We start from the raw sequence: 21496 nt of genomic DNA, 5'->3' as shown, positions 1-21496 counted from the left end.
TAATTTATTAAAATATAATTGAAAATGAGAAAAATGAAGATTTTACAACAAAAGAAGAGATTAAATTTAAATAGTATAGCTTATATAATATAATGAGTATCACAAAGAGGTGTTTTTATGAATAAATGTGCTATAATATTAGCGGCAGGACAAGGTACGAGAATAAAATCTAAGTTACCGAAAGTTCTACATAAAGCTTGTGGAAAAGAAATGGTTAATCATGTTATAGATGCCATGAGAAGAGCTGAAATAGAGGATGTTAACGTAATAATAGGAAAAGGTGCAGAATTAGTTAAAGATAGAACTAACTCAAAAGAAGTAAGTTATTCTTTACAGGAAGAGCAGTTAGGAACTGGTCATGCAGTAATTTGTGCTAAAGAATTTTTAGAAGGAAAGACAGGGGTAGTTGCAATCTTTACTGGAGATGCTCCTTTAATAAAACCTGAAACAGTTAAAAATTTAGTAGATACACATATTGCTGAGAAAAATTCTGCTACATTATTAACATCAGTAATTGAAAATCCAACTGGTTATGGAAGAATAGTTAGAAGTGGTGAATCAGTTGAGAAAATTGTAGAACATAAAGATTGTAATGAAGAAGAAATAAAGATACAAGAAGTAAATGCAGGAATGTATTGCTTTGATATAGAAAGTTTATTAACTTCTTTAGAGAAGCTTTCAAATGATAATGCTCAAGGAGAATATTACTTAACAGATGTTATAGAAATATTAAAGAAAGAGAGCAAAAAAGTTGGAGCAATGATTACAGATTTTGAAGAGACTTTAGGAGTGAATTCAAGAGCTGAACTTGCAAGAGTTGAAAGCATAATGAGAAATAGAATAAATAGAACTCATTTAGATAATGGTGTTACTATAATAGACCCTCTAAACACATATATAGAGCCAGATGTAGTTATTGGTCAAGATACTATAATCTATCCAGGTAACGTGTTAGAAGGAAAAACAGTTATAGGAGAAGATTGTGTTTTATATCCTAATTCAAGAATAAACAACAGTACTATAGGAAATGGTGTTGAAATACAAAGTTCAGTTATCTTAGATAGTAAGATCGGAGATGAAACAACAGTAGGACCATTTGCTTATGTTAGACCAGAAAGTAACATAGGAAGTCATGTTAGAGTTGGAGATTTTGTTGAAATTAAAAAATCAACAATAGGAGACAATACTAAAGTATCTCATTTAACTTATATTGGAGATGCTGAAGTTGGAGAAAGATGTAATTTTGGTTGCGGTACTGTAGTAGTTAACTATGATGGTAAGAAAAAACATAAAACAATCATAGGCGATGACTCATTTATAGGATGTAATACGAACTTAGTTTCACCTGTAGAAGTAAAAGATAATACTTATATAGCTGCAGGATCAACAATAACTAAAGAGGTTCCAGAAGGTAGTTTAGCAATAGCTAGAGCTAAGCAAAAGAATATAGAGGGCTGGGTTGAAAGAAAAAAGCTTAAATAAGCATTAAATATACAAATGCCAAAGGCTAGGTTTAATTTTAAGGAGGTCTTCATTAAATGGAAAATCATTCAAAAAATATCAAAATATTTACTGGTAACTCACATCCAGAGTTAGCTAGAGAAATCGCAGAGGCTTTAGATATTCCTCTAGGCAAATCAGAGGTAAGTACTTTCAGTGATGGAGAAATATCAGTAAATATAAAAGAGACTGTTAGGGGTTGTGACGTATTCATAGTTCAATCAACTTGTAGTCCTGTAAATAATAACTTAATGGAGTTATTAATAATGATAGATGCATTTAAGAGAGCATCAGCAGGAAGAATAAATGCAGTTATACCTTACTATGGATATGCTAGACAAGATAGAAAAGCTAAGTCAAGAGATCCAATAACAGCTAAGCTAGTAGCTGACCTATTAACAGCAGCTGGTGCTGATAGAGTTCTTACTATGGACTTACATGCAGCCCAAATACAAGGTTATTTCAACATTCCAGTAGATCATTTATTAGGCTCACCTATATTAGCACAATATTTTGTTGATAAAGGTTTAGCAGATAGAGATGACGTGGTTGTTGTTTCACCTGATTTAGGATCAGTAACAAGAGCAAGAAAGTTTGCAGATAAACTTAATGCTCCTATAGCCATAATTGATAAAAGAAGACCAAAAGCAAACGTATCAGAGATAATGAACATCATAGGAGATGTTAAAGATAAGGTTTGTATATTAATAGACGACATGATAGATACTGCGGGAACAATAGCAAATGCAGCTAATGCCTTAAAAGACTTAGGAGCAAAGAATGTATATGCATGTTGTACACATGGAGTATTATCAGGACCAGCTTTTGAAAGAATAAATAACTGTGCAATTGAAGAATTAGTTATGTTAAATACTATAGCTCTTCCTGAAACTGATGGATTAAAAAAATTCAAATCATTATCAGTTGCTCCTATTATGGCTGATGCTATAAGAAGAATCTATGATGATGAGCCATTAAGTGGATTATTCCAAGACTAAAAAAGAGCGCATAGTCGCTCTTTTTTTTATAAAATCATTATAAAATGCAACTTTTTTTTAAACAAAACCGTTTAAATTTGATTAAAATGTAAAAAAAAAATAATTTTGTTAATTATAAATTGATAAAAATGACTAAATGTTTTACACTTTATTTATATACATTAATAATTTGTGAAATGGGAAAGATTTCATTGTTTTTAAAGTATTAAAGCACATAAAATAAGGACAAATGTAGAAAACTACAGAAAGGATTTTTAAGAGGTGAATTTTATGGAAGGTTTATTAGGAAAGATTTTAATTGTAGATGACGATGAAAATATATGCGAAGTTATAAAAATGTACTTAGAAACTACAGGATATAACGTGAGAGTAGCTCATGATGGAAAAGCTGCTAAGGAGGAGTTTGTTAATTTTAGCCCTAACTTAGTAGTATTAGATATGATGTTACCAGGAATAGATGGTATGGAAGTATTAAAATGGATAAGAAAAGATAGTAACGTACCAGTAATAATGTTAACTGCTAAAGGAGAAACTTTTGATAAAGTATTAGCTTTAGAAATCGGGGCTGATGATTATGTTGTTAAGCCTTTCGAACCAAAAGAATTATTAGCTAGAGTAAAAGCTGTTATGAGAAGATATTCAGGAGAAGAACCAGATAACGTTGTATTAAACTTCCCTGGATTAACTATAGATGCTAACTCATATAAAGTTATATACAATGGAGAAGAAGTTAAAACGCCACCTAAAGAGTTTGAATTATTACACTACCTTGCAAGCAATAAAAATAAAGTATTTACAAGAGATCAATTATTATGTGAGGTTTGGGGATATGATTACCCAGGCGATTCAAGAACAGTTGACGTTCACATCAAGAGATTAAGAGAAAAATTAAATGGTGGAGAAGACTGGCAATTAGAAACTGTTTGGGGCGTAGGATACAAATTTGAGGTGAAATAATGAAGTGCCGTGGCTTAGTACCTAAATTAATTTTAACACTAAGCATAACGATATGTATTACTTTCTTTATAGTAGGTATTATTCTTTCAAGTTTGTTTAGAGAAGAATACTACCAAGAAAGGCTTAATAGCTTATCTGGAGAAGCAGAAGTAATAGAGCAAGTTGTAAATTCATATTTAAATAATAATTCTACTAGAGAAGAGCTTAATAGATCGGTAAAATTTATTTCAGATTCTTTAAAGGTTGATATTTATATAATTGATAGTTATGGATACATATATTCAGTTTCAAATCAGGAGGATGAATATTTAAAATACACTAAGATAGATGACTCAGATATGAAAGAGTTAAGAGATGGAAAAGTTATAGAACAGAAGGATAAAAAAGAATTTATTTATTCTAAGCCTATTTTTAAAGATGGGTATTTTACTGGAGCTGTTTCAATAGTAACTCCATTAAGTGTATTATCATCATCCCTTGTTAGAATAAATCAGATTGTTTGGATATGTGTAGCTGTGGCTATAATATTCTCGGGCTTAGCAATATATTTTATTTCTAAGAGGATTATAATAAAACCTCTAAATGTTATAAATAATGCTGCTAAGAAGATTGCTAATGGAGAAATTGGAAATAGAGTTAATGTTTCTTATGATGATGAAGTTGGAGAGCTAGCAGAGTCATTTAATATAATGGCTACTTCTCTTGAAGAAGCTGAGCTTAACAGAAGAGAATTTATATCTAATGTTTCTCATGAATTAAGATCTCCGATGACTTCAATTAAAGGGTTTATAACTGCAATATTAGATGGTGTTATTCCTAAGGATAAAGAAGGTTATTATCTTACAATAGTAAATGATGAGATAGGCAGATTAACAAGGCTTATTAATGATTTGCTAGATTTATCCGCTATGCAAGCAGGAAAATTGGAATTTAATATAAGTGAATTAGAGTTAAATAGAATAATAGAGACAACTGTATTAAAGATGAATCAAAAGGCTGCTGATAAGAATATAAAAATAGAAGTCACTTTAGAAAGTGAAAAGCAGTATGTTTATGGAGACAATGATAGACTTATACAGGTTGTTACTAATTTGGTTGATAATGCTGTTAAATATTGCGATGAAAATGGTGTGGTTAAGGTATCAACCAAGACTAAAGGAAGTAAGATTATTGTTAGCATATTCAATACTAGTAAAGGAATTGCTGAATATGACTTAACACATATTTGGGATAGATTCTATAAAGTTGATAAGGCTAGAAGTAATAAAACTAGTACTGGTCTAGGTCTTTCTATAGTAAGAAATATAATATTACAATTAGAAGAGGATATTTGGGCTGAAAATGTCATTGATAAAAATGGTGATATAACAGGTGTTAGATTTAATTTTACTTTAACAAAAGTTAAATAAAATATTGCATAGGAGGTCTTTATGGGGAAATTTTTTAAAGGCTCTAACAAGGGGAAGGATCTCCATGAACTAAATGAAAATAACTATGACAATATAGTAATAAAAAAAGATAAAAAGAAATTTTGGATAAATAGTATAATAAAGCTTTTTAGCTTTATTATACTGGTTTTTTTAATATCTTTTATTGCGTTTAAGCATTACACAAAGGATTTGAGAATTGAAGAACAGCAATCAAAACTTTTAGAAAAAGTTAAGGATGGTAGGTATGATATAACTAATTTAATTAATAGTTGTTCAGCAAGTATTGTTACTGTAGGTAGTGATAGAAAAGTCTTGGCTTTAGGGGATGATAGTGACAAGAATGTTACTGGAGTTATAATTAGATCAGATGGATATATTTTAACTAGTTATAGTGCTATAAAAGATTTCCCTAATATTTATGTTAAATTATCAATTAATGATGTAAGTCCTTTTGAGGCAACTTTAGTTGGTGATAATGAAGAAACTGATATAGCTGTTTTAAAAATAGAATCTAGTGGATTGCAGAGTATTTCAGCATCAGAGCTAGAAGTTTTAGAGGTTGGAGAGAGAGTAGCAACATTAGGGAATGTTACTTCAGAAGAATCATTAGGCTTTGTGGCTAATGGTATAGTAACTTCACCTATGAGAAAAATTACTATAGGTGAAGAGAAACATTCAGATTCTAAGATTTTTTCTCTTATAGAAACAAACTCACTAATAAATTCAGAAAATAATAGTGGTATTTTATGCAACTATAATGGTAAAGTTGTTGGTATAAATAGTACATATTTTAGCGGAAAATTTGCCAAAAACGGTGTATATTATGCACTAGATATAAACGATGCTTTAAGGATAGCTGACTCTATAATAAGAGAAGGCGATGTAGGAGTTAGCGTAACACTTGGAGTTACAGGGACTACAGTAGCTGATGAGGCTCATAATGTTTTTGGAATTTATGTAGAGGATGTTGATAAGGGAAGTAACGCTTTTAATTCTGGAATAAGACCTACGGATATTATTGTAGAAGTTGATGGAGAACAGGTGAGAAATATAGAAAACTTAGCTGAACTTCTAAAGAAACATGTAGTAGGAGATATAATTAAAGTTAAAGTTATAAGAGGAGAATCAATGAAAGATATTTCAGTAACTTTAGCATAATTTATTCATAGAAAAATAAAACCCTTCACGTAAGTTTGTGAAGGGTTTTTTGTTGTTTTATACTAATAGTAAAAGTATAATTAAAGAATGATTTAATTAAAATAATTAAAAACATAAATATATGGAGGGCAATATGATTTTAATAGTTGGATTAGGTAACCCAGGAAAACAGTATGAGCATACTAGACATAATATTGGATTTGATGTAATTGATTATATGGCAAATAAGTATAATATTGATGTAAATAGGGAAAAATTTAAAGGTCTTTGTGGTGAAGGCTTTATAGAGAATAAGAAGGTTATTTTATTAAAACCTTTAACGTATATGAACTTAAGTGGAGATAGTATTAGAGAACTAGCAAACTTCTATAAGTTAGAAAATGACGAAATAGTTGTTGTTTATGATGATATAAGCTTAGATATTGGAAAACTTAGAATAAGAGAAAAAGGTAGTGCTGGTGGCCATAACGGAATCAAGAGTATAATACAAAATCTTGGTGGAGATGTATTCCCAAGAGTTAAAGTTGGGGTAGGACAACCTAAAGATAACCTAGTGAATCACGTTTTAGGAAAATTCTCAAAAGAGGATAGAGAACATGTAGAGAAGGTGATTCCTATTGTAAGTGATGCTATAGCTGAAATAGTTAAGCATGATGCAAAGGAATCTATGAATAAGTTTAATGGTGTTACAGTAGAGTAGTTTATTATTTAGAATGGTGGTGTTTAGAGTGAGGTTACAGGGGTTAATGACTCCTTTATTAAATAGTGATTCTTTCCAAAAGCTTAAAGGGTTTATGGAAAGGGAAAGTTATCCTGTAATGGTAAATGGATTATCAGACTCGGGTAAAAGTTATTTTATAAATGGAATATATGAGGACTCAGATAAGCCTATAGTTGTTGTTACGCACAATGATATTGAGGCTAGAAATATATATGAAGATTTATCGTTTTATCTTCCTAATGTTTATTATTTACCTTCTAGAGAAATAGTTTTTTATAATATTGATGCTATTTCAGGTGATTTAAGATGGGCAAGATTAAAAGTTATAAAAGAGATGCTAAGAAGTACGAAAAAAATAATAGTTACTTCTATAGATGCCTTTGCGGCTACATATACGCCAAAGGAACTTTATAAAAATAATATATTAAAGATAAAAATTGAAGATGAGATAAATTTAAAAGAAGTATCACAAAAACTTATCGAATCTGGATATGAGAGATTAGAGACTGTTGAAGGTAAAGGTGAGTTTTCACTAAGAGGAGGCATATTAGATGTTTTTCCTCCTAATTCTGCGCATCCATATAGAATAGAAATGTTTGGAGACGAAGTAGATTCTATAAGAACATTTAATGTTGAGTCTCAAAGAAGTATAGAAAAAGTTAAGAGAGTTGAAATATTCCCTGCTAAAGAGATTATCTTAGATAAGGAAACTATTGATAGGGCTATAGAAAAGATGAGAGCAGAGCTTTCAGAATTTGAGGAGAAGGTTTCTGATAAAGAGGTTAAAGGAAGATTAAAACAAATTATTGAAAGAAATATAGAATCTTTAAAAGAAAATTGGAGTTTTGAAACTATAGATAGTTATCTTCCGTTTTTCTTTGAAAAGCCTGCGACTTTATTTGATTATTTAAAGAATTATACTTTTATAATTGATGATGCAAAAAGATGTAATGGTAAATTAGAAAGTACTATTTTTGAGTTTAATGAAAATTATGAGGCATTCTTAGAGAGGGGGAATATTCTTCCTTCACAGATTAATTTAAGTTTAAGTGCAGATTTAGTTAGAGAATCATTTAAGGGCAATCGTTTGATAAACTTAAGCCCATTAGGAGAAGGTGGTAGCTTTATTGAAGCTATAAATAAAGTTGATTTTAAGCAAACCACTATGAATGGATATCAGGGGCAGTTTGAACTTCTTATAGATGACATAAGAGAAAAAAAGAAAAATGGATTTAAAACATTAATTCTTTCTGGAACTAGACCAAGAGGAGAAAGACTAGTAAATACTTTAAGAGATCTTGATATTGAAAGTGTTTATAAAGATGATGTTGATGATATAAAAGAAGGAGAAGTTGTAATAACTTTTGGAAATCAGAATAAAGGTTTTGAATATCCAAACTTAAAGGTTTCTTTAATATCAGATAAAGGCGTTTTTGGAGAAAGTAAAGTAAGTAAGAAAACAAAGAAAAAGAAAACCAAAGGTGTCTCAAAAATAAAAAGTTTTGCAGAGTTAAAACCTGGTGACTATGTTGTTCATGTAAATAGCGGAATAGGTGTCTATAAAGGAATAAAACAAATTGAGGTTCAAGGTCATAAGCGAGATTATTTAGATATTGAATACTCAAAGGGTGATAAGCTTTATGTTCCAGTTGAGCAATTAGATTTAGTTCAAAAATATATTGGTTCAGATAGTGCTTCTCCGAAGATAAGTAAGCTTGGAGGTAATGAGTGGCAAAAGGCTAAAGCTAAGGTTAGAAAATCTATCAATGATATAGCTGGTGATTTAGTAAAATTATATGCTGCAAGATCAACTGTTAAGGGATATAAGTTTTCTAAGGATACACAATGGCAAAAGCAGTTTGAGGATGAATTCCCTTATGATGAAACACCAGACCAATTATCAGCTCTTGAGGATATTAAAGGTGATATGGAGACTACAAAGGTTATGGATAGATTGCTTTGTGGTGACGTTGGTTATGGTAAGACTGAGGTTGCAGTAAGGGCTGCATTTAAATCAGTTATGGATGGAAAGCAAGTAGCATTCTTAGTTCCAACAACTATACTTGCAGAGCAACACTATAAAAATATGAAAAAGAGATTTGCTGGATTCCCAATTACTATAGATATGATAAGTAGATTTAGAACTAAGAAACAGCAGACAGAGACTTTAAAGGCTCTAAAAGAAGGAAATGTTGATATATTAATAGGAACCCACAGATTAGTTTCTAAAGATATTCAATTTAAAGATTTAGGACTTCTTATTGTTGACGAGGAACAAAGGTTTGGAGTAACTCAAAAAGAGAAAATAAAGAGTTTTAAGAAGAACGTTGATGTCCTTACTCTGAGTGCAACGCCAATTCCAAGAACTCTACACATGTCTCTCACAGGGGTTAGAGATATTTCTGTAATAGAAACTCCACCAGAGAATAGATATCCAATTCAAACTTATGTTGTGGAGCAAAATGACCAGCTTATAAGAGATGCAATTTTAAGAGAAATAAATAGGGATGGTCAAGTATTCTTTGTTCATAATAGAGTTGAGAGTATTCAAGAAGTAGCTAATTATATTAAAGAACTTGTTCCAGAGTGTAAGCCTACTATTATTCATGGTCAGATGACAGAAAGACAGTTAGAAACAGAAATGATAGACTTCATGGAAAGAAAGTATGATGTGTTGGTGTGTACATCTATCATAGAAACAGGAATAGATATTCCAAATGTTAATACTATGATTGTAAATGATGCAGATAAGATGGGGCTTTCTCAGCTTTATCAGTTAAGAGGTAGAGTTGGAAGAAGTAATAAGGTTGCGTATGCTTATTTCTTATATCAGAGAGATAAAGTGTTAACAGAAGTTGCTGAAAAGAGACTAAAAGCACTTAAAGATTTTACAGAATTAGGTTCTGGGTTTAAGATTGCTATGAGAGATCTTGAAATAAGAGGCGCAGGAAATATGATGGGATCAGCTCAGCATGGTCATATGGCATCTATAGGATATGATTTATATTGTAGAATGTTAGAGGATACAATAAGGATTATAAAGGGTGAAATTGACAGAGAGCCAATTGAGACAGTTGTTGATCTAAAAGTAGATGCGTTTATTCCATCTAGTTATATAGCTGATGAAATTCAAAAAATTGAAATTTATAAGAAGATTGCGGCAATAGAAAACGAAGATGATTATAAATATGTTGAAGAGGAACTAGAGGATAGATTTTCTAATATTCCAGGAATGGTTTACAATCTTATGGATATAGCTTATATAAAAGGAAAGGCTAAGCTTTTAAATATTGAAGAGATAAAAGAAAAGAATGAAGACATTTATTTTACTTTTGAAAGTAGAGAGAGAACTAATAAGAAAATATTTAAGTTCTTAGTAGAAAATTATAAGAATGATATAATGATTCAATTTGGAGATAAACCTGTATTTTTATATAGAGGGAAAGAAAAGAGAAAAGAGGATATATTACAGACATTTAAGGAAATGTTAGACGGTATATTAGCTTTAAATAATTAATAATTTATAAATTGAAATATTATTGTAACATTGATATACTAAAATGGAATCTGACTAGAATATTATGTAAATTATAATCGGAGAAAGGCGAGGTATTAAAATGGTAAGTGTAAAGAAGGTAGTAGCATCTGCATTAGTTGGAGCTTTGATGTTCACAGCTGTAGGTTGTGGAATGGTAGAAAAGACTCAAGCAGCTATTGACAAGACTACTGTAGCTACAGTTAATGGGGAAAAAATTACATTAGGAGAGGTTGACTCACATTTAAAAGGAATGTTTACTCAATTAGAGAGTCAATATGGAAAGGATTTTAAAGAGAATCCAGAAGTTGCTCAACAAATAGTACAACAAAGAAAGAGTGTTGTAGAAGGTATTGTAACTGATAAAGTATTAGTTATAGAGGCAGAAAAATTAGGAATAACTCCAAAGGAAGATGAAATAACTAAGAAAGTTGATGAGCAATTCAACAATATAAAAACTAGCTTAGGAGATAACTTTGATAAAGCTTTAGAAGCAGAAGGTTACACAGAAGAAACTTTCAAAGCCTTTTTAAAGAATCAAGTTATAGCGCAAGCAACAGTAGATAATGCTACTAAGGATGTAAAAGTTACTGACGAAGAAATTCAAAAATACTATGATGAAAATAAACAACAGTTTGTAGTTCAAGCTGGTGCTGATGTAAAACACTTATTATTCCCAACTGAAGAGGAAGCTCAAAAAGCATACGACGAAATACAATCAGGAAAAACAACTTTTGATGATTTATTCAATAAATATGAGAAAAACACAGACCCTAAGAAAGAGCCTATAGCTGAAAACTTAGGAAGAGTAAACTATGATAACCAAAACTTTGATCCTGCATTTATGGAAGGATTAAAGCCTTTAAAAGATGGTGAAATTTCAAAACCAGTTAAAAGTTCATTTGGATATCATATAATATTAGCTACTAATGTTTCTGATAAAGAAACTCAGTTAACTTTAGATCAAGCTAAAGAGCAAATAAAAGCTACTTTAGAAAATCAAAAGAAAAGAGAAGCTTATCAAAAAGCTTTAGATCAATGGAAAAAGGATCTTGGAGTTAAAGTTTATGATGATAAACTAAGTGAAGGCTTAAATGTAAGCAAATAATATAAAAAAGGAATCTATAGAAAATTCTATAGATTCCTTTTTTTTATCTAAATACATCCTAAAAAGTTTTCATTAATTGGTTATTAAAATGCAACATAACATAAATATAATCAATGTGTATAAAATTTCAAATAAATTAAATACTATTATTGTAGACAAAGATTAGTAATTAGTATTTACATAAGGGAGGTACATACAAATGAAGGCCACTGGAATAGTAAGACGTATTGACGATTTAGGTAGAGTTGTTATACCTAAGGAGATTAGAAGAACTCTAAGAATTAGAGAGGGAGATCCATTAGAGATTTTTACAGATAGAGAAGGTGGTGTAATACTTAAAAAATATTCACCAATAGGAGAATTGACTGACTTTTCAAAGGAGTATGCTGAAGCATTACAACAGTCAACTGGACATATTATTTTAATATCAGATAATGATGCTTTTATATCTGTAAGTGGAACTCCTAAAAAAGAATTTATAGAAAGAAAAATAAGCGATGAATTAGAAGAGATAATGGAAAAAAGGAAAGCTATTATATTGGGTGTGGATAATAAAAATGTTATACCTATGCACGCAGATGATGAAGAAAATAAATATAGTAGTCAAGTAGTTGCACCAATATTAGCTGAAGGAGACACAATAGGCTCTGTAATAATTTTATCTAAGGAAGGAAAAACTTTAGGTGAAGTTGAGCAAAAGCTAGCAGAAACAGCAGCAGCATTCTTAGGAAAGCAAATGGAACAATAAAAATAAACAGTAATCATAATTTAATATTTGTACTTTAAACAGTAATAATACCTCTAAATTTACAATAATATAAAATAGTTTAGTTTTTAAATTTGGAGGTATTTTATGAAGAAACAGTCCCTTATAAAAGGTAGTCTTGTGCTTGCTGGTGCTGGTATATTAGCCAAGTTTCTTGGTTTGTTTTTTAGATGGCCATTGATAATGTTAATAGGAGATGAAGGGTTAGGGTATTATCAGATGACATATCCACTTTACATGTTATTTGTAGCTATCGCTGCAGGTATTCCTATAGCAGTATCAAAATTAGTTTCTGAGAAAAATGCATTAGGGAAATATGAAGAAAGCTTTCAGGTAATAAAAGAAGCCTTGAAAGTTATGGTTTTATTAGGTTTAGGGACAAGCATTTTTTTAGCTGTAGGAGGAAAGTTCTTGTTACCTTTTTTAAAGTGGGATAACAAAGCATATTATTCTATTTTAGGAATTTGTTTAGCACCATTATTAATAGGAGTTATAACGCCTATTAGAGGTTTTTTTCAAGGATTTCAAAATATGACACCTACTGCTATTTCACAAATTATTGAACAGATAGGAAGAGTAATAGTTGGAGTTGGACTAGCTTATATACTTATAGATAAAGGTATTGAGTACTCTGCTGGAGGTGCAGCATTTGGAGCAGTAGCAGGAGCTTTTGTGGCTGCATTATACTTAATACCTAAGTACAGGAAGGTTAAGAAAAGTTTTAATGTAGGTAAAGTTAAGGGTAGTCATAAAATATTTATGGAAATAATCAATATAGCATTACCAATATCAGTAGGAGCAGCAGTAGGGAGTATAATGGGAGTTATAGACTCGGTTTTGGTACCACAAAAACTTTTAGAGGCGGGTTTTACAGGACAAGAGGCAACCATTTTGTATGCTCAATTAACTGGGAAAGCTACAGTTTTTACAAATGTTCCTATGACATTAGCAGTAGCTTTATCGGCATCTATAATACCAATAATTTCTGAGCTATATACTTTGAAAAATAATAAACAAGTAGAAGAAAAAATAAATACTACAATGAAACTTTGTATGATAATTGCTATACCTTGTTTTTTAGGATTATTTTTTATGGCAGAGCCAATAATGAGTCTTTTGTTTCCAGGAAAGTCTGAGGGATTCATTATATTAAAATACCTATCAATAAGTGTACCTTTTTTAGTTGCAACACAGATTACAACATCTATATTACAAGGAATGGGATATTATTATAGACCGGTTTTTCATTTGCTTATAGCTTGTGGAATAAAAATATTCTTAACAGTTAAATTAATTCCAATAGAGTCTTTAAATATATATGGGGCAGTTATAGCTACTATAGTTTCTTATACTGTAGTTATGATATTAAATTTAATATATATGGCTAGAAAGTTTAAATACTTTCCTAATTTAATCAATGTTTTAATAAAACCTATTTTAGCTTCAGTGTTAATGATAGGTACAGTTTTATATTTATATTCAGAAGCATTAAAATATAGTGGAAGTAACAGTATAGCTTGCTTAATAGCTATATTTATGGGTATTATTATATATATGATATCATTGGTTGTGCTTAAGATATTTAGCGTAGAAGAGATAAAAGGAAGGCTAAAAAATTAAGCTATAAAGTGCGAAGGAGAGTATAGAATGCTTAAGATAATGGGTTTAGGACCAGGTGCCTATGAAGCTTTAACAATAGGTGCTTTAAAAGAACTAAAAAACAATAAAAATATTTATTTTAGAACTGAAAAACATCCAACTGTTGATTTCTTAAAAGAGGAAGGAATCAAGTTTGAATCTTATGATCATGCATATGAAATGTATGATAGTTTTGATGATGTTTATAAGTATATTGCAGAGGATGTAATAACAAAGGTTAAAGAAGATGAGGATTTAATCTATGCAGTTCCAGGACATCCATTAGTGGCTGAGAGATCTGTAATAAATTTAATAGATTTATGCGAAGAAAAAGAAATAGCTTATGAAATATTACCAGCTGTTAGTTTTGTAGATGCTATGATGGAAGCATTACAAGTTGATCCTGTAGAAGGATTAAAAATAGTTGATGCTTTCGATATGAAGAATCAAATTTTAGATAAAAGAGTAGGAACTATAATAACTCAGGTTTACAATAATTTTATTGCTTCAGAGGTTAAATTAAGATTATTAGAGGGATACAAAGAAGATACTGAAATAATATTTGTTAGAGCTGCTGGAGTAGAAGGATTAGAAAGTATTAGAAAAATAAAATTATATGAGTTAGATTGGCAGGAAGATATAGATTACCTAACTTCAATATATATTCCAAAGGATTTAGATAATAAAAAAGACTTCCAGGACTTATTAGATATAATTGAATTATTAAGAAGTCCAGAAGGATGTCCATGGGATGGAGAGCAAACTCATGAAAGCTTAAAGAGTGCTCTATTAGAGGAGTGTTATGAGGTAATTGATGCTATTGAGAATGAAGATGAGGATGCCTTAATAGAAGAATTAGGAGATGTTTTACTTCAAGTTGTATTCCATGCCTCAATTGGTAAGGAAGATGGATATTTTGACATAATGGATGTAATAGACGCTATATCTGGAAAGATGATTAATAGACATCCACATGTATTTTCAAATAGTGAAGTTGAAAATTCAGAGGATGTTGTAGCTAACTGGGATGAAATAAAGAAAAAAGAGAAGAGCATAGAAACTTTAACTGATGAGATGGAGGCTATAGCTAAGTCACTTCCAGCAACGACTAGAGCTTATAAGGTTCAAAAGAAAGCTAAGAAGGTTGGATTTGATTGGGATGATGTAAATTGTGCTATGGATAAGGTTAGAGAAGAATTAGAGGAAATAAAAGAGGTTTATAATTCAGAAGATAAGTCAATAATAGAAGGTGAAGTTGGAGACTTACTTTTTGCATGCATAAATGTTGCTAGATTCCTTGAGGTTGATGGCGAATTAGCTTTAGATAAAACTATTAAGAAATTTATAAAGAGATTTTCTTACATAGAAAATGAGGCAAATAAGAAAAATAAGAATCTAAATGATATGACTTTAGACGAGATGGATAAACTATGGGATAAAGCTAAAGAGAGTGAAAAATAAGCGTTTTTAGAAATTTATGGTTTTACATTGGTCTAAAAAGTATAAATTTTTTAAAAAATGCAAAAATATCAGTATTTTTAGGGCAAAAATTGAAAGTATTGACTATACAAAGGAAGAAATATATATTATGATAATATAAGTTGATACTAGTTGAATTGTATAACTAGTAAACAATTATTGCAGTAAATTAACTGGAATTTTAAGGAGGATGTAAAAGTGAATAAAGCAGAATTAATAACAAGCATGGCTGAAAAAAGCAACTTAACTAAAAAAGATGCTGAATTAGCTTTAAAAGCATTCATAGAAAGCGTTAGCGAAACTTTAGAGAACGGAGACAAAGTTCAATTAGTTGGATTCGGAACTTTCGAAACTAGAGTAAGAGCTGAAAGAGAAGGAAGAAACCCAAGAACTAAAGAAGTTATAAAAATACCTGCTTCAATAGCTCCAGTATTCAAGCCAGGTAAAGAGTTAAAAGAAAGAGTTAACGCTTAATTTATATAATAAGTTGTGTTAATTTAACTTTAAAAAAGCCCGAGTCTTACTCGGGCTTTTTTATCAATATTGGATAATTTAAATTTATATAAATGATTTAATAGGGAGGATTGAATATGAGATTAGATAAGTATTTAAAAGTTTCTAGAATAATAAAGAGAAGAACTGTTGCTAAAGAAGCTTGTGAAAGTGGAAGAGTTATTATAAATGGTAAAGTAGCTAAACCTTCAAATGATATCAAAGAAGGCGATACAATAGAAATACTATTCGGTAATAGAACTTTAAAAGCTAGAGTAGTTAATATAGCAGAACATGTTAGAAAAGAGAATGCTAAAGAAATGTATGAAATATTAGAAGGCGAAGAAGATACTGAGTAATTATGAACCTTTTAATTTTAATGAATAGTGTATGACTAATATAATTTGAAAATTATATTAGTCATTTTTTTTTGGAGAATTGAATAAGCATAAGGTAGGATAAATATTTTTATACATAGGAGGCTTTTCTTATGCTTGATAAAAAGAATGAAAGTAAACCAATAGAAAATACCAGTAGCATGTCTTTAGAAAATAGAAAATTACTATCACTTACAGGAGTAAACGAGGTTATAAGCTTTGATGATGAAAAAATAAGTTTAAAAACTAATTTAGGGGCTTTATTGATAAAAGGATCAGGATTAAAAATGAACAAATTGGATGTTCAGAACGGGGAGGTAATAATAGGTGGATATATAAGTAATATTAATTACTTAAATAAGAAGAATAAAGTAAAGAGAGGAAGGAATTTAATTTCTAAAATTTTTAAATAGTAAATAGGTGGGAGTTATGCTTTTAGATATAAATATTCAGTTTAGAATTGTTATTTTTGCAATAATCTCTGGAATAATATTAGGTTTTTTATTTGATGTTTATAGAGAGATAAGAGGGGTATGTAAAAATAAAGTTTTAGTAATTATAGAAGATGTATTGTTTTGGATATGGTCTAGTATGGTTATTTTTATTTTCTTATTGAAGTTTAATTATGCTTTTTTAGGTATGTACGTTTATGTATTTATGGTGTTAACATTGATAGTTTATTTAAAAAGTATATCCAAGTACTTCAGGAGCATACAACATAAAATTTTAGCTATACTATTAAGGTATGTTAGAATAATATGCAAAAACATTAGATATTTATTTAAAAACACATTTACAAGTTAAAAATGTAAAGCAAGAGGGAAAAATTGCTTGAATTAAGGTATAATAGTGTTTACAATAGACTTATATCATACCATTTTTAGTATGGGGGCTATAAGTGTGAAGAAAAGAATGAATTTGAAGAATGTGGTAATAATTATATTGATTGCTATATTCTGTATATCCTATATTAGACAAGAAATTACAATGAATAAAATACAAAAAGAAATAGAGGCTAAACAAACTCAACTTAATGAGCTTGAAAGCAAAAATAAAAAGCTACAAGATGAGGTAAACCAATCTTCAACAGATCAATACATAGAAAGAATGGCTAGAGAAAGATTAGGTATGATTAAAGAGGGTGAAAAAGTAATCACAAACTCTGATTCACCTCAAGATAAAGCAAGTATTAGTCAACAAGAGAACAAACAAGAGAAATAAGGTTATTATTAAAAATAACATATATTTTATTTATAAAAATTTAAGGAGGAGTCTTTTAAACATGACCTTAATGGCAGGAAACATATTAGAGGGTAGAATAATTAACATCACAAACTTTGGTGCGTTTGTTGAAGTGGAAGGAAAAACAGGTTTAGTTCATATATCTGAAGTAGCGGATACTTATGTTAAAGATATAAGAGAACATCTTAAAGAAGATGATAAAGTAAAAGTGAAAGTAATATCAGTTGATGATAAAGGCAAAATTAGCTTATCAATAAAGCAAGCTATGCCACCAAAAAAGAAATCTGTTAAACCTGCAGATTTTGATTGGAAAAATGAAAAGAAGGCTGTTAAGCCAAAACAAAACTTTGAGGATATAATGTCAAGATTCTTAAAAGATAGTGAAGAAAGACTTCAAGACGTTAAGAAACATCAAGACGTTAAGCAAAGAAAAAGAAAATCAATATAAAGCTATGCTTTAAAAATCTCTTAGAATTTCTAAGAGATTTTATTTTTTTGAAAAATCTTATTAAAATTATTGTTGAATTAAAAGTTTTTTTAGTTTTTTTAGAAAAGTAAAACCCAGTATTTATGGGGGGTTTAGCATATTTATTATATTTTTTGAAAAAAACTTTAAAAAATATGTTGACAGTATTGTCAGGCTTATGTATAATAAATCTTGTCGTTGGGAAACACACCAACAAGACATGCCGAAGTGGCGGAACTGGCAGACGCACAGGACTTAAAATCCTGCGATGCTAACACATCGTACCGGTTCGATTCCGGTCTTCGGCACCAAATATCGCGGGGTGGAGCAGTTGGTAGCTCGTCGGGCTCATAACCCGAAGGTCGTAGGTTCAAGTCCTGCCCCCGCAACCACATGGCGGGATAGCTCAGCTGGCTAGAGCATTCGGTTCATACCCGAAGGGTCGCAAGTTCGAATCTTGTTCCCGCTACCATTTAAATTTAATATATGCCGAAGTGGCGGAACTGGCAGACGCACAGGACTTAAAATCCTGCGATGCTAACACATCGTACCGGTTCGATTCCGGTCTTCGGCACCAAATATCGCGGGGTGGAGCAGTTGGTAGCTCGTCGGGCTCATAACCCGAAGGTCGTAGGTTCAAGTCCTGCCCCCGCAACCACATGGCGGGATAGCTCAGCTGGCTAGAGCATTCGGTTCATACCCGAAGGGTCGCAAGTTCGAATCTTGTTCCCGCTACCATTTAAATTTAATAATATGCCGAAGTGGCGGAACTGGCAGACGCACAGGACTTAAAATCCTGCGGTGCTAACACACCGTACCGGTTCGATTCCGGTCTTCGGCACCAAAAACTCATCTTAAATAAGATGAGTTTTTTATTTTTTACATGAAACATTTCTTATTATAAAAATAGAATTATTTAAATAAATAATCATAAAAGCATTTCAAAATTCAATCTTAAATTATTTCCAAAAATAAAATTAAAAAAATTCTTTGTTCAACAAAATATTATTAAAAGTATAATTTAGAACTTCTTTAAAAGACAATAAATTTATTTAAAATAACTTAGTTCTTATGAAATTAGTAATTGGATTAAAGAAACTAAAAAATAAAATATAAATAATAGAAAGATTTGTTTTAAAATGTCCTAAAAAAATAAAATTTAACCTCACTAATTTACAAATATTTCCTTTTGAAATTGTTATAATGTTGATAAAGATAGAAGGTTAGGGGGATAAATATGCAATATGGAGTTAAAATTGATAATTATAAGAGAGTAAAAAAATCAGAAGGGACAAAGAGTAATATAAGAATAGAGGCATCTACTATTGGATTAATAATGGCTACTATAGCTGGGATTTTAATAAGTAGAGTTTATCTTGATATGACTTTTGGTATAATTAAGGGTTTAGCTCCTTTTGGATTGGCATATTTAATTGCAACTGCAAGCTATGAGAAAAAGTATTTGATTGTTTCTAGCTTAGGAGTTATTGTTGGATATACTACTTTGTTTGAAAAGGTTATAAATTTTCCAGCTTACATAATAACAGCATTGTTGATAACTATTTTTTCTTTAACTAAAGTTAGTAAGAAGATAAAGAGTATAGTTAATTTTTCTTTGATCTTTTCAGTTTTATTTATTTATGGATTTTTAATTGGGGAATTAGATATTATATTTAATTTAATTAGTGCTATATCTGTAACAGCTTTAGTTTATCCAATATATTATGTTGTTAAATATACATTGAAATGCGTAGAAGAAATAAATACTCAACACTTTTTTAGTATAGATGAAATAGTTAGTATTGAATTATTTCTTTGTTTGTTAGTAGTAGGTATCGGAAATATAACTTTATATGATGTAAGTTTTAGAAGTATAGTTGCAGTATTATTTGTTGTTAGTATAGCGTTTATATCTGATACTAATATGGGAGCAGGTGCTGGAATCACAATGGGTATAATCCTTGGTTTTACTACAGGAAATCTTATGGATAGTATAGCCATATATGGAGCTTGTGGTTTGGTAGCTGGAATATTTAGAGAATCAGGTAAGCTATTAACTGCTTTATCATTTAACATAATATTTATTATAGTAACTTTATACTCTGGGGTATTTAATAATATCGTATTTATTGAAGTTTTAGTAGGAACATTATTATTTATGTTTGTTCCTAAAAAAGTATATAACAAGGTTTCTTTAGAAATAAATAAAGAAAAGAAGGCTGATTTCTGTAATGAAGCTAGATTTAATAAGATAAAAGATGAATTAACTGATAGACTAAAAGATTTTACGGATGTTTTAGGAATGATGGGTAAGTCTTTAAATAATTTAGTAGGAAATGATAAGTTATCTATAAAAAATAAAGGGAATGCTTTAGTTGAGAATTTATCAGACAGAACTTGTAGCGACTGTGATATGAGATATATGTGTTGGAAGAGAGAACTTCATCAAACATACAATGCTTTTTCAGAGCTTATAAGCAACTATGAAACTAGCTCTGGAGTATTTCCGCATGAGTTAGAAAGAAAGTGTGTTAAGAAATATGCTTTAATGAAAAATTTAGAAGATACAATGAATATATATATGATTGATGAAACTCTAAGAAGTAGATTAGGTGAAGGAAGAAAGATTCTTTCTAACCATATAAATAATATGTCAGTAACAATAGGAGAAATTGTTGATGAATTTGGAAATGAACTTCATTTATGTACTGATATTGAAAGAAATATAAGAAAAGCACTTCTTAAATATGGTATTAAGTTTGGTGATTTAATATGCTATAACGATAGAAATGGAAGACTAAAAGTTAAAATGCAAATGGAAAACTGTATGGGAGCACAAAATTGTATAAAAACAGTTCTTCCTATAATAAGTGAATCTATTGGCAAAAATATGAGTATTGGAAGTGAAGGTTGCAATATAAATGCAAAGAATAATATGTGTGAAGTAGTTATTGAAGAAGCACCTAAATATCATGTTACTTCTCATGTAGCTGTTGCTACTAAAGAAGGAGAAAAGTTTACAGGAGATTCTTATTCTTATGGTAGAACTAAGGATGGAAATTATATAACTGTAATATCAGATGGAATGGGATCTGAACCAGAAGCAGGCTTAGAAAGTAAGGTTTCCGTTGAAATAATAGAAAAGTTTATGGATGTTGGCTTTGATGAAAAAATAGCAATAGATGCTGTAAATGCAATAATGAGTATAAAATTCAGTGAAGATGAAAAGTTCTCAACTTTAGATATGAGTAAAATTGATTTATATACTGGTAATGTTAAGTTTATGAAAGTTGGAGCTATTGAGAGTTTTATTAAAAGGGGAAATAAAGTTGAAGTTATAAATGCTAATACTTTACCTTTTGGAGTTTTAGAAGAGCCAGATATAGATACTGTAGAAAAAAAGGTTGGAAATGGAGACATACTAATAAATATAAGTGATGGAATTTTGGATGTTAGAAAAGATGGTAGTTTTGATACAACTTGGTTAATAGAGTTCTTAAAAGCTACTAAGTATAGACAACCTAAGGATTTATCAGTTGCTATTTTAGAAAAGGCAAAGGAACTAAGTGGTGGTAAAGCTAAGGATGATATGACAGTTGTTGTTTCAAAAGTTTTTGGAATAAATTAAA

The 21496-nt window shown here is 30.1% G+C and carries 18 protein-coding genes and 7 tRNA genes; all 25 read left to right on the top strand.

Annotation, left to right across the window (positions count from 1 at the left end; genetic code table 11):
- Positions 1-117 precede the first annotated feature (117 nt).
- Positions 118-1482, top strand: a complete 1365-nt coding sequence (glmU, locus tag ACQZHJ_RS16860; RefSeq protein ID WP_430486634.1) for a bifunctional UDP-N-acetylglucosamine diphosphorylase/glucosamine-1-phosphate N-acetyltransferase GlmU — start codon at positions 118-120, stop codon at positions 1480-1482.
- Positions 1483-1538: 56 nt separating this feature from the next.
- Complete coding sequence (locus tag ACQZHJ_RS16855) at positions 1539-2498, top strand: ribose-phosphate diphosphokinase (RefSeq protein WP_430486633.1); 960 nt, start codon at positions 1539-1541, stop codon at positions 2496-2498.
- A gap of 270 nt (positions 2499-2768) precedes the next feature.
- Entirely contained in the window at positions 2769-3455 is a 687-nt protein-coding gene (locus ACQZHJ_RS16850; protein ID WP_300348576.1) for a response regulator transcription factor, read from the top strand.
- Positions 3455-4864 (top strand): ATP-binding protein, encoded by a 1410-nt coding sequence (locus ACQZHJ_RS16845; protein ID WP_430486632.1) that lies wholly within the window; start codon positions 3455-3457, stop codon positions 4862-4864. The genes ACQZHJ_RS16850 and ACQZHJ_RS16845 overlap by 1 nt, the downstream gene beginning before the upstream one ends.
- A 21-nt stretch (positions 4865-4885) precedes the next feature.
- A complete protein-coding gene (locus ACQZHJ_RS16840) occupies positions 4886-6043 on the top strand; it encodes a S1C family serine protease (protein WP_430486631.1) in 1158 nt (385 codons plus the stop codon).
- Positions 6044-6176: 133 nt separating this feature from the next.
- Positions 6177-6743 carry an aminoacyl-tRNA hydrolase gene (gene pth, locus ACQZHJ_RS16835; RefSeq protein WP_430486630.1) on the top strand — a complete coding sequence of 189 codons (567 nt, stop codon included), beginning with the start codon at positions 6177-6179 and terminating at the stop codon, positions 6741-6743.
- A 28-nt stretch (positions 6744-6771) separates the two neighbouring features.
- Positions 6772-10281, top strand: coding sequence for a transcription-repair coupling factor (mfd, locus tag ACQZHJ_RS16830; RefSeq protein WP_430486629.1), 3510 nt, complete (start codon positions 6772-6774; stop codon positions 10279-10281).
- Positions 10282-10381: 100 nt separating this feature from the next.
- A complete protein-coding gene (locus tag ACQZHJ_RS16825) occupies positions 10382-11407 on the top strand; it encodes a peptidylprolyl isomerase (RefSeq protein ID WP_430486628.1) in 1026 nt (341 codons plus the stop codon).
- A gap of 199 nt (positions 11408-11606) precedes the next feature.
- Entirely contained in the window at positions 11607-12155 is a 549-nt protein-coding gene (gene spoVT / locus ACQZHJ_RS16820) for a stage V sporulation protein T (RefSeq protein WP_430486627.1), read from the top strand.
- A 105-nt stretch (positions 12156-12260) separates the two neighbouring features.
- Positions 12261-13793, top strand: a complete 1533-nt coding sequence (locus ACQZHJ_RS16815) for a putative polysaccharide biosynthesis protein (RefSeq protein ID WP_430486626.1) — start codon at positions 12261-12263, stop codon at positions 13791-13793.
- A gap of 27 nt (positions 13794-13820) precedes the next feature.
- The gene (gene mazG / locus ACQZHJ_RS16810; protein WP_430486625.1) at positions 13821-15272 is read left to right on the top strand and encodes a nucleoside triphosphate pyrophosphohydrolase; all 1452 of its coding nucleotides are present in this window, start codon (positions 13821-13823) and stop codon (positions 15270-15272) included.
- 216 nt (positions 15273-15488) lie between these two features.
- Positions 15489-15764 (top strand): HU family DNA-binding protein, encoded by a 276-nt coding sequence (locus ACQZHJ_RS16805; RefSeq protein WP_003450698.1) that lies wholly within the window; start codon positions 15489-15491, stop codon positions 15762-15764.
- Positions 15765-15880: 116 nt separating this feature from the next.
- Positions 15881-16141, top strand: a complete 261-nt coding sequence (locus ACQZHJ_RS16800) for an RNA-binding S4 domain-containing protein (protein WP_430486624.1) — start codon at positions 15881-15883, stop codon at positions 16139-16141.
- Between the two features lie 131 nt (positions 16142-16272).
- Positions 16273-16572: a sporulation protein YabP gene (gene yabP, locus ACQZHJ_RS16795; RefSeq protein WP_430486623.1), complete on the top strand. Its 300-nt coding sequence runs from the start codon at positions 16273-16275 to the stop codon at positions 16570-16572.
- 16 nt (positions 16573-16588) lie between these two features.
- Positions 16589-16963: a spore cortex biosynthesis protein YabQ gene (gene yabQ / locus ACQZHJ_RS16790; RefSeq protein WP_430486622.1), complete on the top strand. Its 375-nt coding sequence runs from the start codon at positions 16589-16591 to the stop codon at positions 16961-16963.
- A gap of 96 nt (positions 16964-17059) precedes the next feature.
- Positions 17060-17380, top strand: coding sequence for an FtsB family cell division protein (locus ACQZHJ_RS16785; RefSeq protein ID WP_430486621.1), 321 nt, complete (start codon positions 17060-17062; stop codon positions 17378-17380).
- Positions 17381-17441: 61 nt separating this feature from the next.
- Positions 17442-17849 carry a S1 domain-containing RNA-binding protein gene (locus ACQZHJ_RS16780; RefSeq protein WP_430486620.1) on the top strand — a complete coding sequence of 136 codons (408 nt, stop codon included), beginning with the start codon at positions 17442-17444 and terminating at the stop codon, positions 17847-17849.
- Positions 17850-18089: 240 nt separating this feature from the next.
- Positions 18090-18178 (top strand) — tRNA-Leu (locus ACQZHJ_RS16775).
- Between the two features lie 5 nt (positions 18179-18183).
- A tRNA-Met gene (locus ACQZHJ_RS16770) sits at positions 18184-18259 on the top strand.
- A gap of 3 nt (positions 18260-18262) precedes the next feature.
- Positions 18263-18339, top strand: a tRNA-Met gene (locus tag ACQZHJ_RS16765).
- Between the two features lie 16 nt (positions 18340-18355).
- A tRNA-Leu gene (locus ACQZHJ_RS16760) sits at positions 18356-18444 on the top strand.
- Positions 18445-18449: 5 nt separating this feature from the next.
- Positions 18450-18525 (top strand) — tRNA-Met (locus ACQZHJ_RS16755).
- A 3-nt stretch (positions 18526-18528) separates the two neighbouring features.
- Positions 18529-18605 (top strand) — tRNA-Met (locus ACQZHJ_RS16750).
- Positions 18606-18622: 17 nt separating this feature from the next.
- Positions 18623-18711: transfer RNA gene (locus ACQZHJ_RS16745), tRNA-Leu, on the top strand.
- 393 nt (positions 18712-19104) lie between these two features.
- On the top strand, positions 19105-21495 hold the full coding sequence (gene spoIIE / locus ACQZHJ_RS16740) for a stage II sporulation protein E (protein WP_430486619.1): 2391 nt from the start codon (positions 19105-19107) through the stop codon (positions 21493-21495).
- Position 21496 lies beyond the last annotated feature (1 nt).

The sequence above is a fragment of the Clostridium sp. B9 genome (assembly GCF_050509515.1).
Lineage (GTDB): Bacteria > Bacillota > Clostridia > Clostridiales > Clostridiaceae > Sarcina.
Note: the sequence above shows the minus strand (reverse complement) of the source record. Positions and strands in the feature narration are given on the sequence as shown.

Excerpts from the sequence above, each read along its gene's own strand:
- glmU (WP_430486634.1), top strand. The coding sequence starts at position 118 with ATGAATAAATGTGCTATAATATTAGCGGCAGGACAAGGTACGAGAATA.
- ACQZHJ_RS16855 (WP_430486633.1), top strand. The coding sequence starts at position 1,539 with ATGGAAAATCATTCAAAAAATATCAAAATATTTACTGGTAACTCACAT.
- ACQZHJ_RS16850 (WP_300348576.1), top strand. The coding sequence starts at position 2,769 with ATGGAAGGTTTATTAGGAAAGATTTTAATTGTAGATGACGATGAAAAT.
- ACQZHJ_RS16845 (WP_430486632.1), top strand. The coding sequence starts at position 3,455 with ATGAAGTGCCGTGGCTTAGTACCTAAATTAATTTTAACACTAAGCATA.
- ACQZHJ_RS16840 (WP_430486631.1), top strand. The coding sequence starts at position 4,886 with ATGGGGAAATTTTTTAAAGGCTCTAACAAGGGGAAGGATCTCCATGAA.
- pth (WP_430486630.1), top strand. The coding sequence starts at position 6,177 with ATGATTTTAATAGTTGGATTAGGTAACCCAGGAAAACAGTATGAGCAT.
- ACQZHJ_RS16825 (WP_430486628.1), top strand. The coding sequence starts at position 10,382 with ATGGTAAGTGTAAAGAAGGTAGTAGCATCTGCATTAGTTGGAGCTTTG.
- spoVT (WP_430486627.1), top strand. The coding sequence starts at position 11,607 with ATGAAGGCCACTGGAATAGTAAGACGTATTGACGATTTAGGTAGAGTT.
- ACQZHJ_RS16815 (WP_430486626.1), top strand. The coding sequence starts at position 12,261 with ATGAAGAAACAGTCCCTTATAAAAGGTAGTCTTGTGCTTGCTGGTGCT.
- mazG (WP_430486625.1), top strand. The coding sequence starts at position 13,821 with ATGCTTAAGATAATGGGTTTAGGACCAGGTGCCTATGAAGCTTTAACA.
- ACQZHJ_RS16800 (WP_430486624.1), top strand. The coding sequence starts at position 15,881 with ATGAGATTAGATAAGTATTTAAAAGTTTCTAGAATAATAAAGAGAAGA.
- yabP (WP_430486623.1), top strand. The coding sequence starts at position 16,273 with ATGCTTGATAAAAAGAATGAAAGTAAACCAATAGAAAATACCAGTAGC.
- yabQ (WP_430486622.1), top strand. The coding sequence starts at position 16,589 with ATGCTTTTAGATATAAATATTCAGTTTAGAATTGTTATTTTTGCAATA.
- ACQZHJ_RS16780 (WP_430486620.1), top strand. The coding sequence starts at position 17,442 with ATGACCTTAATGGCAGGAAACATATTAGAGGGTAGAATAATTAACATC.
- spoIIE (WP_430486619.1), top strand. The coding sequence starts at position 19,105 with ATGCAATATGGAGTTAAAATTGATAATTATAAGAGAGTAAAAAAATCA.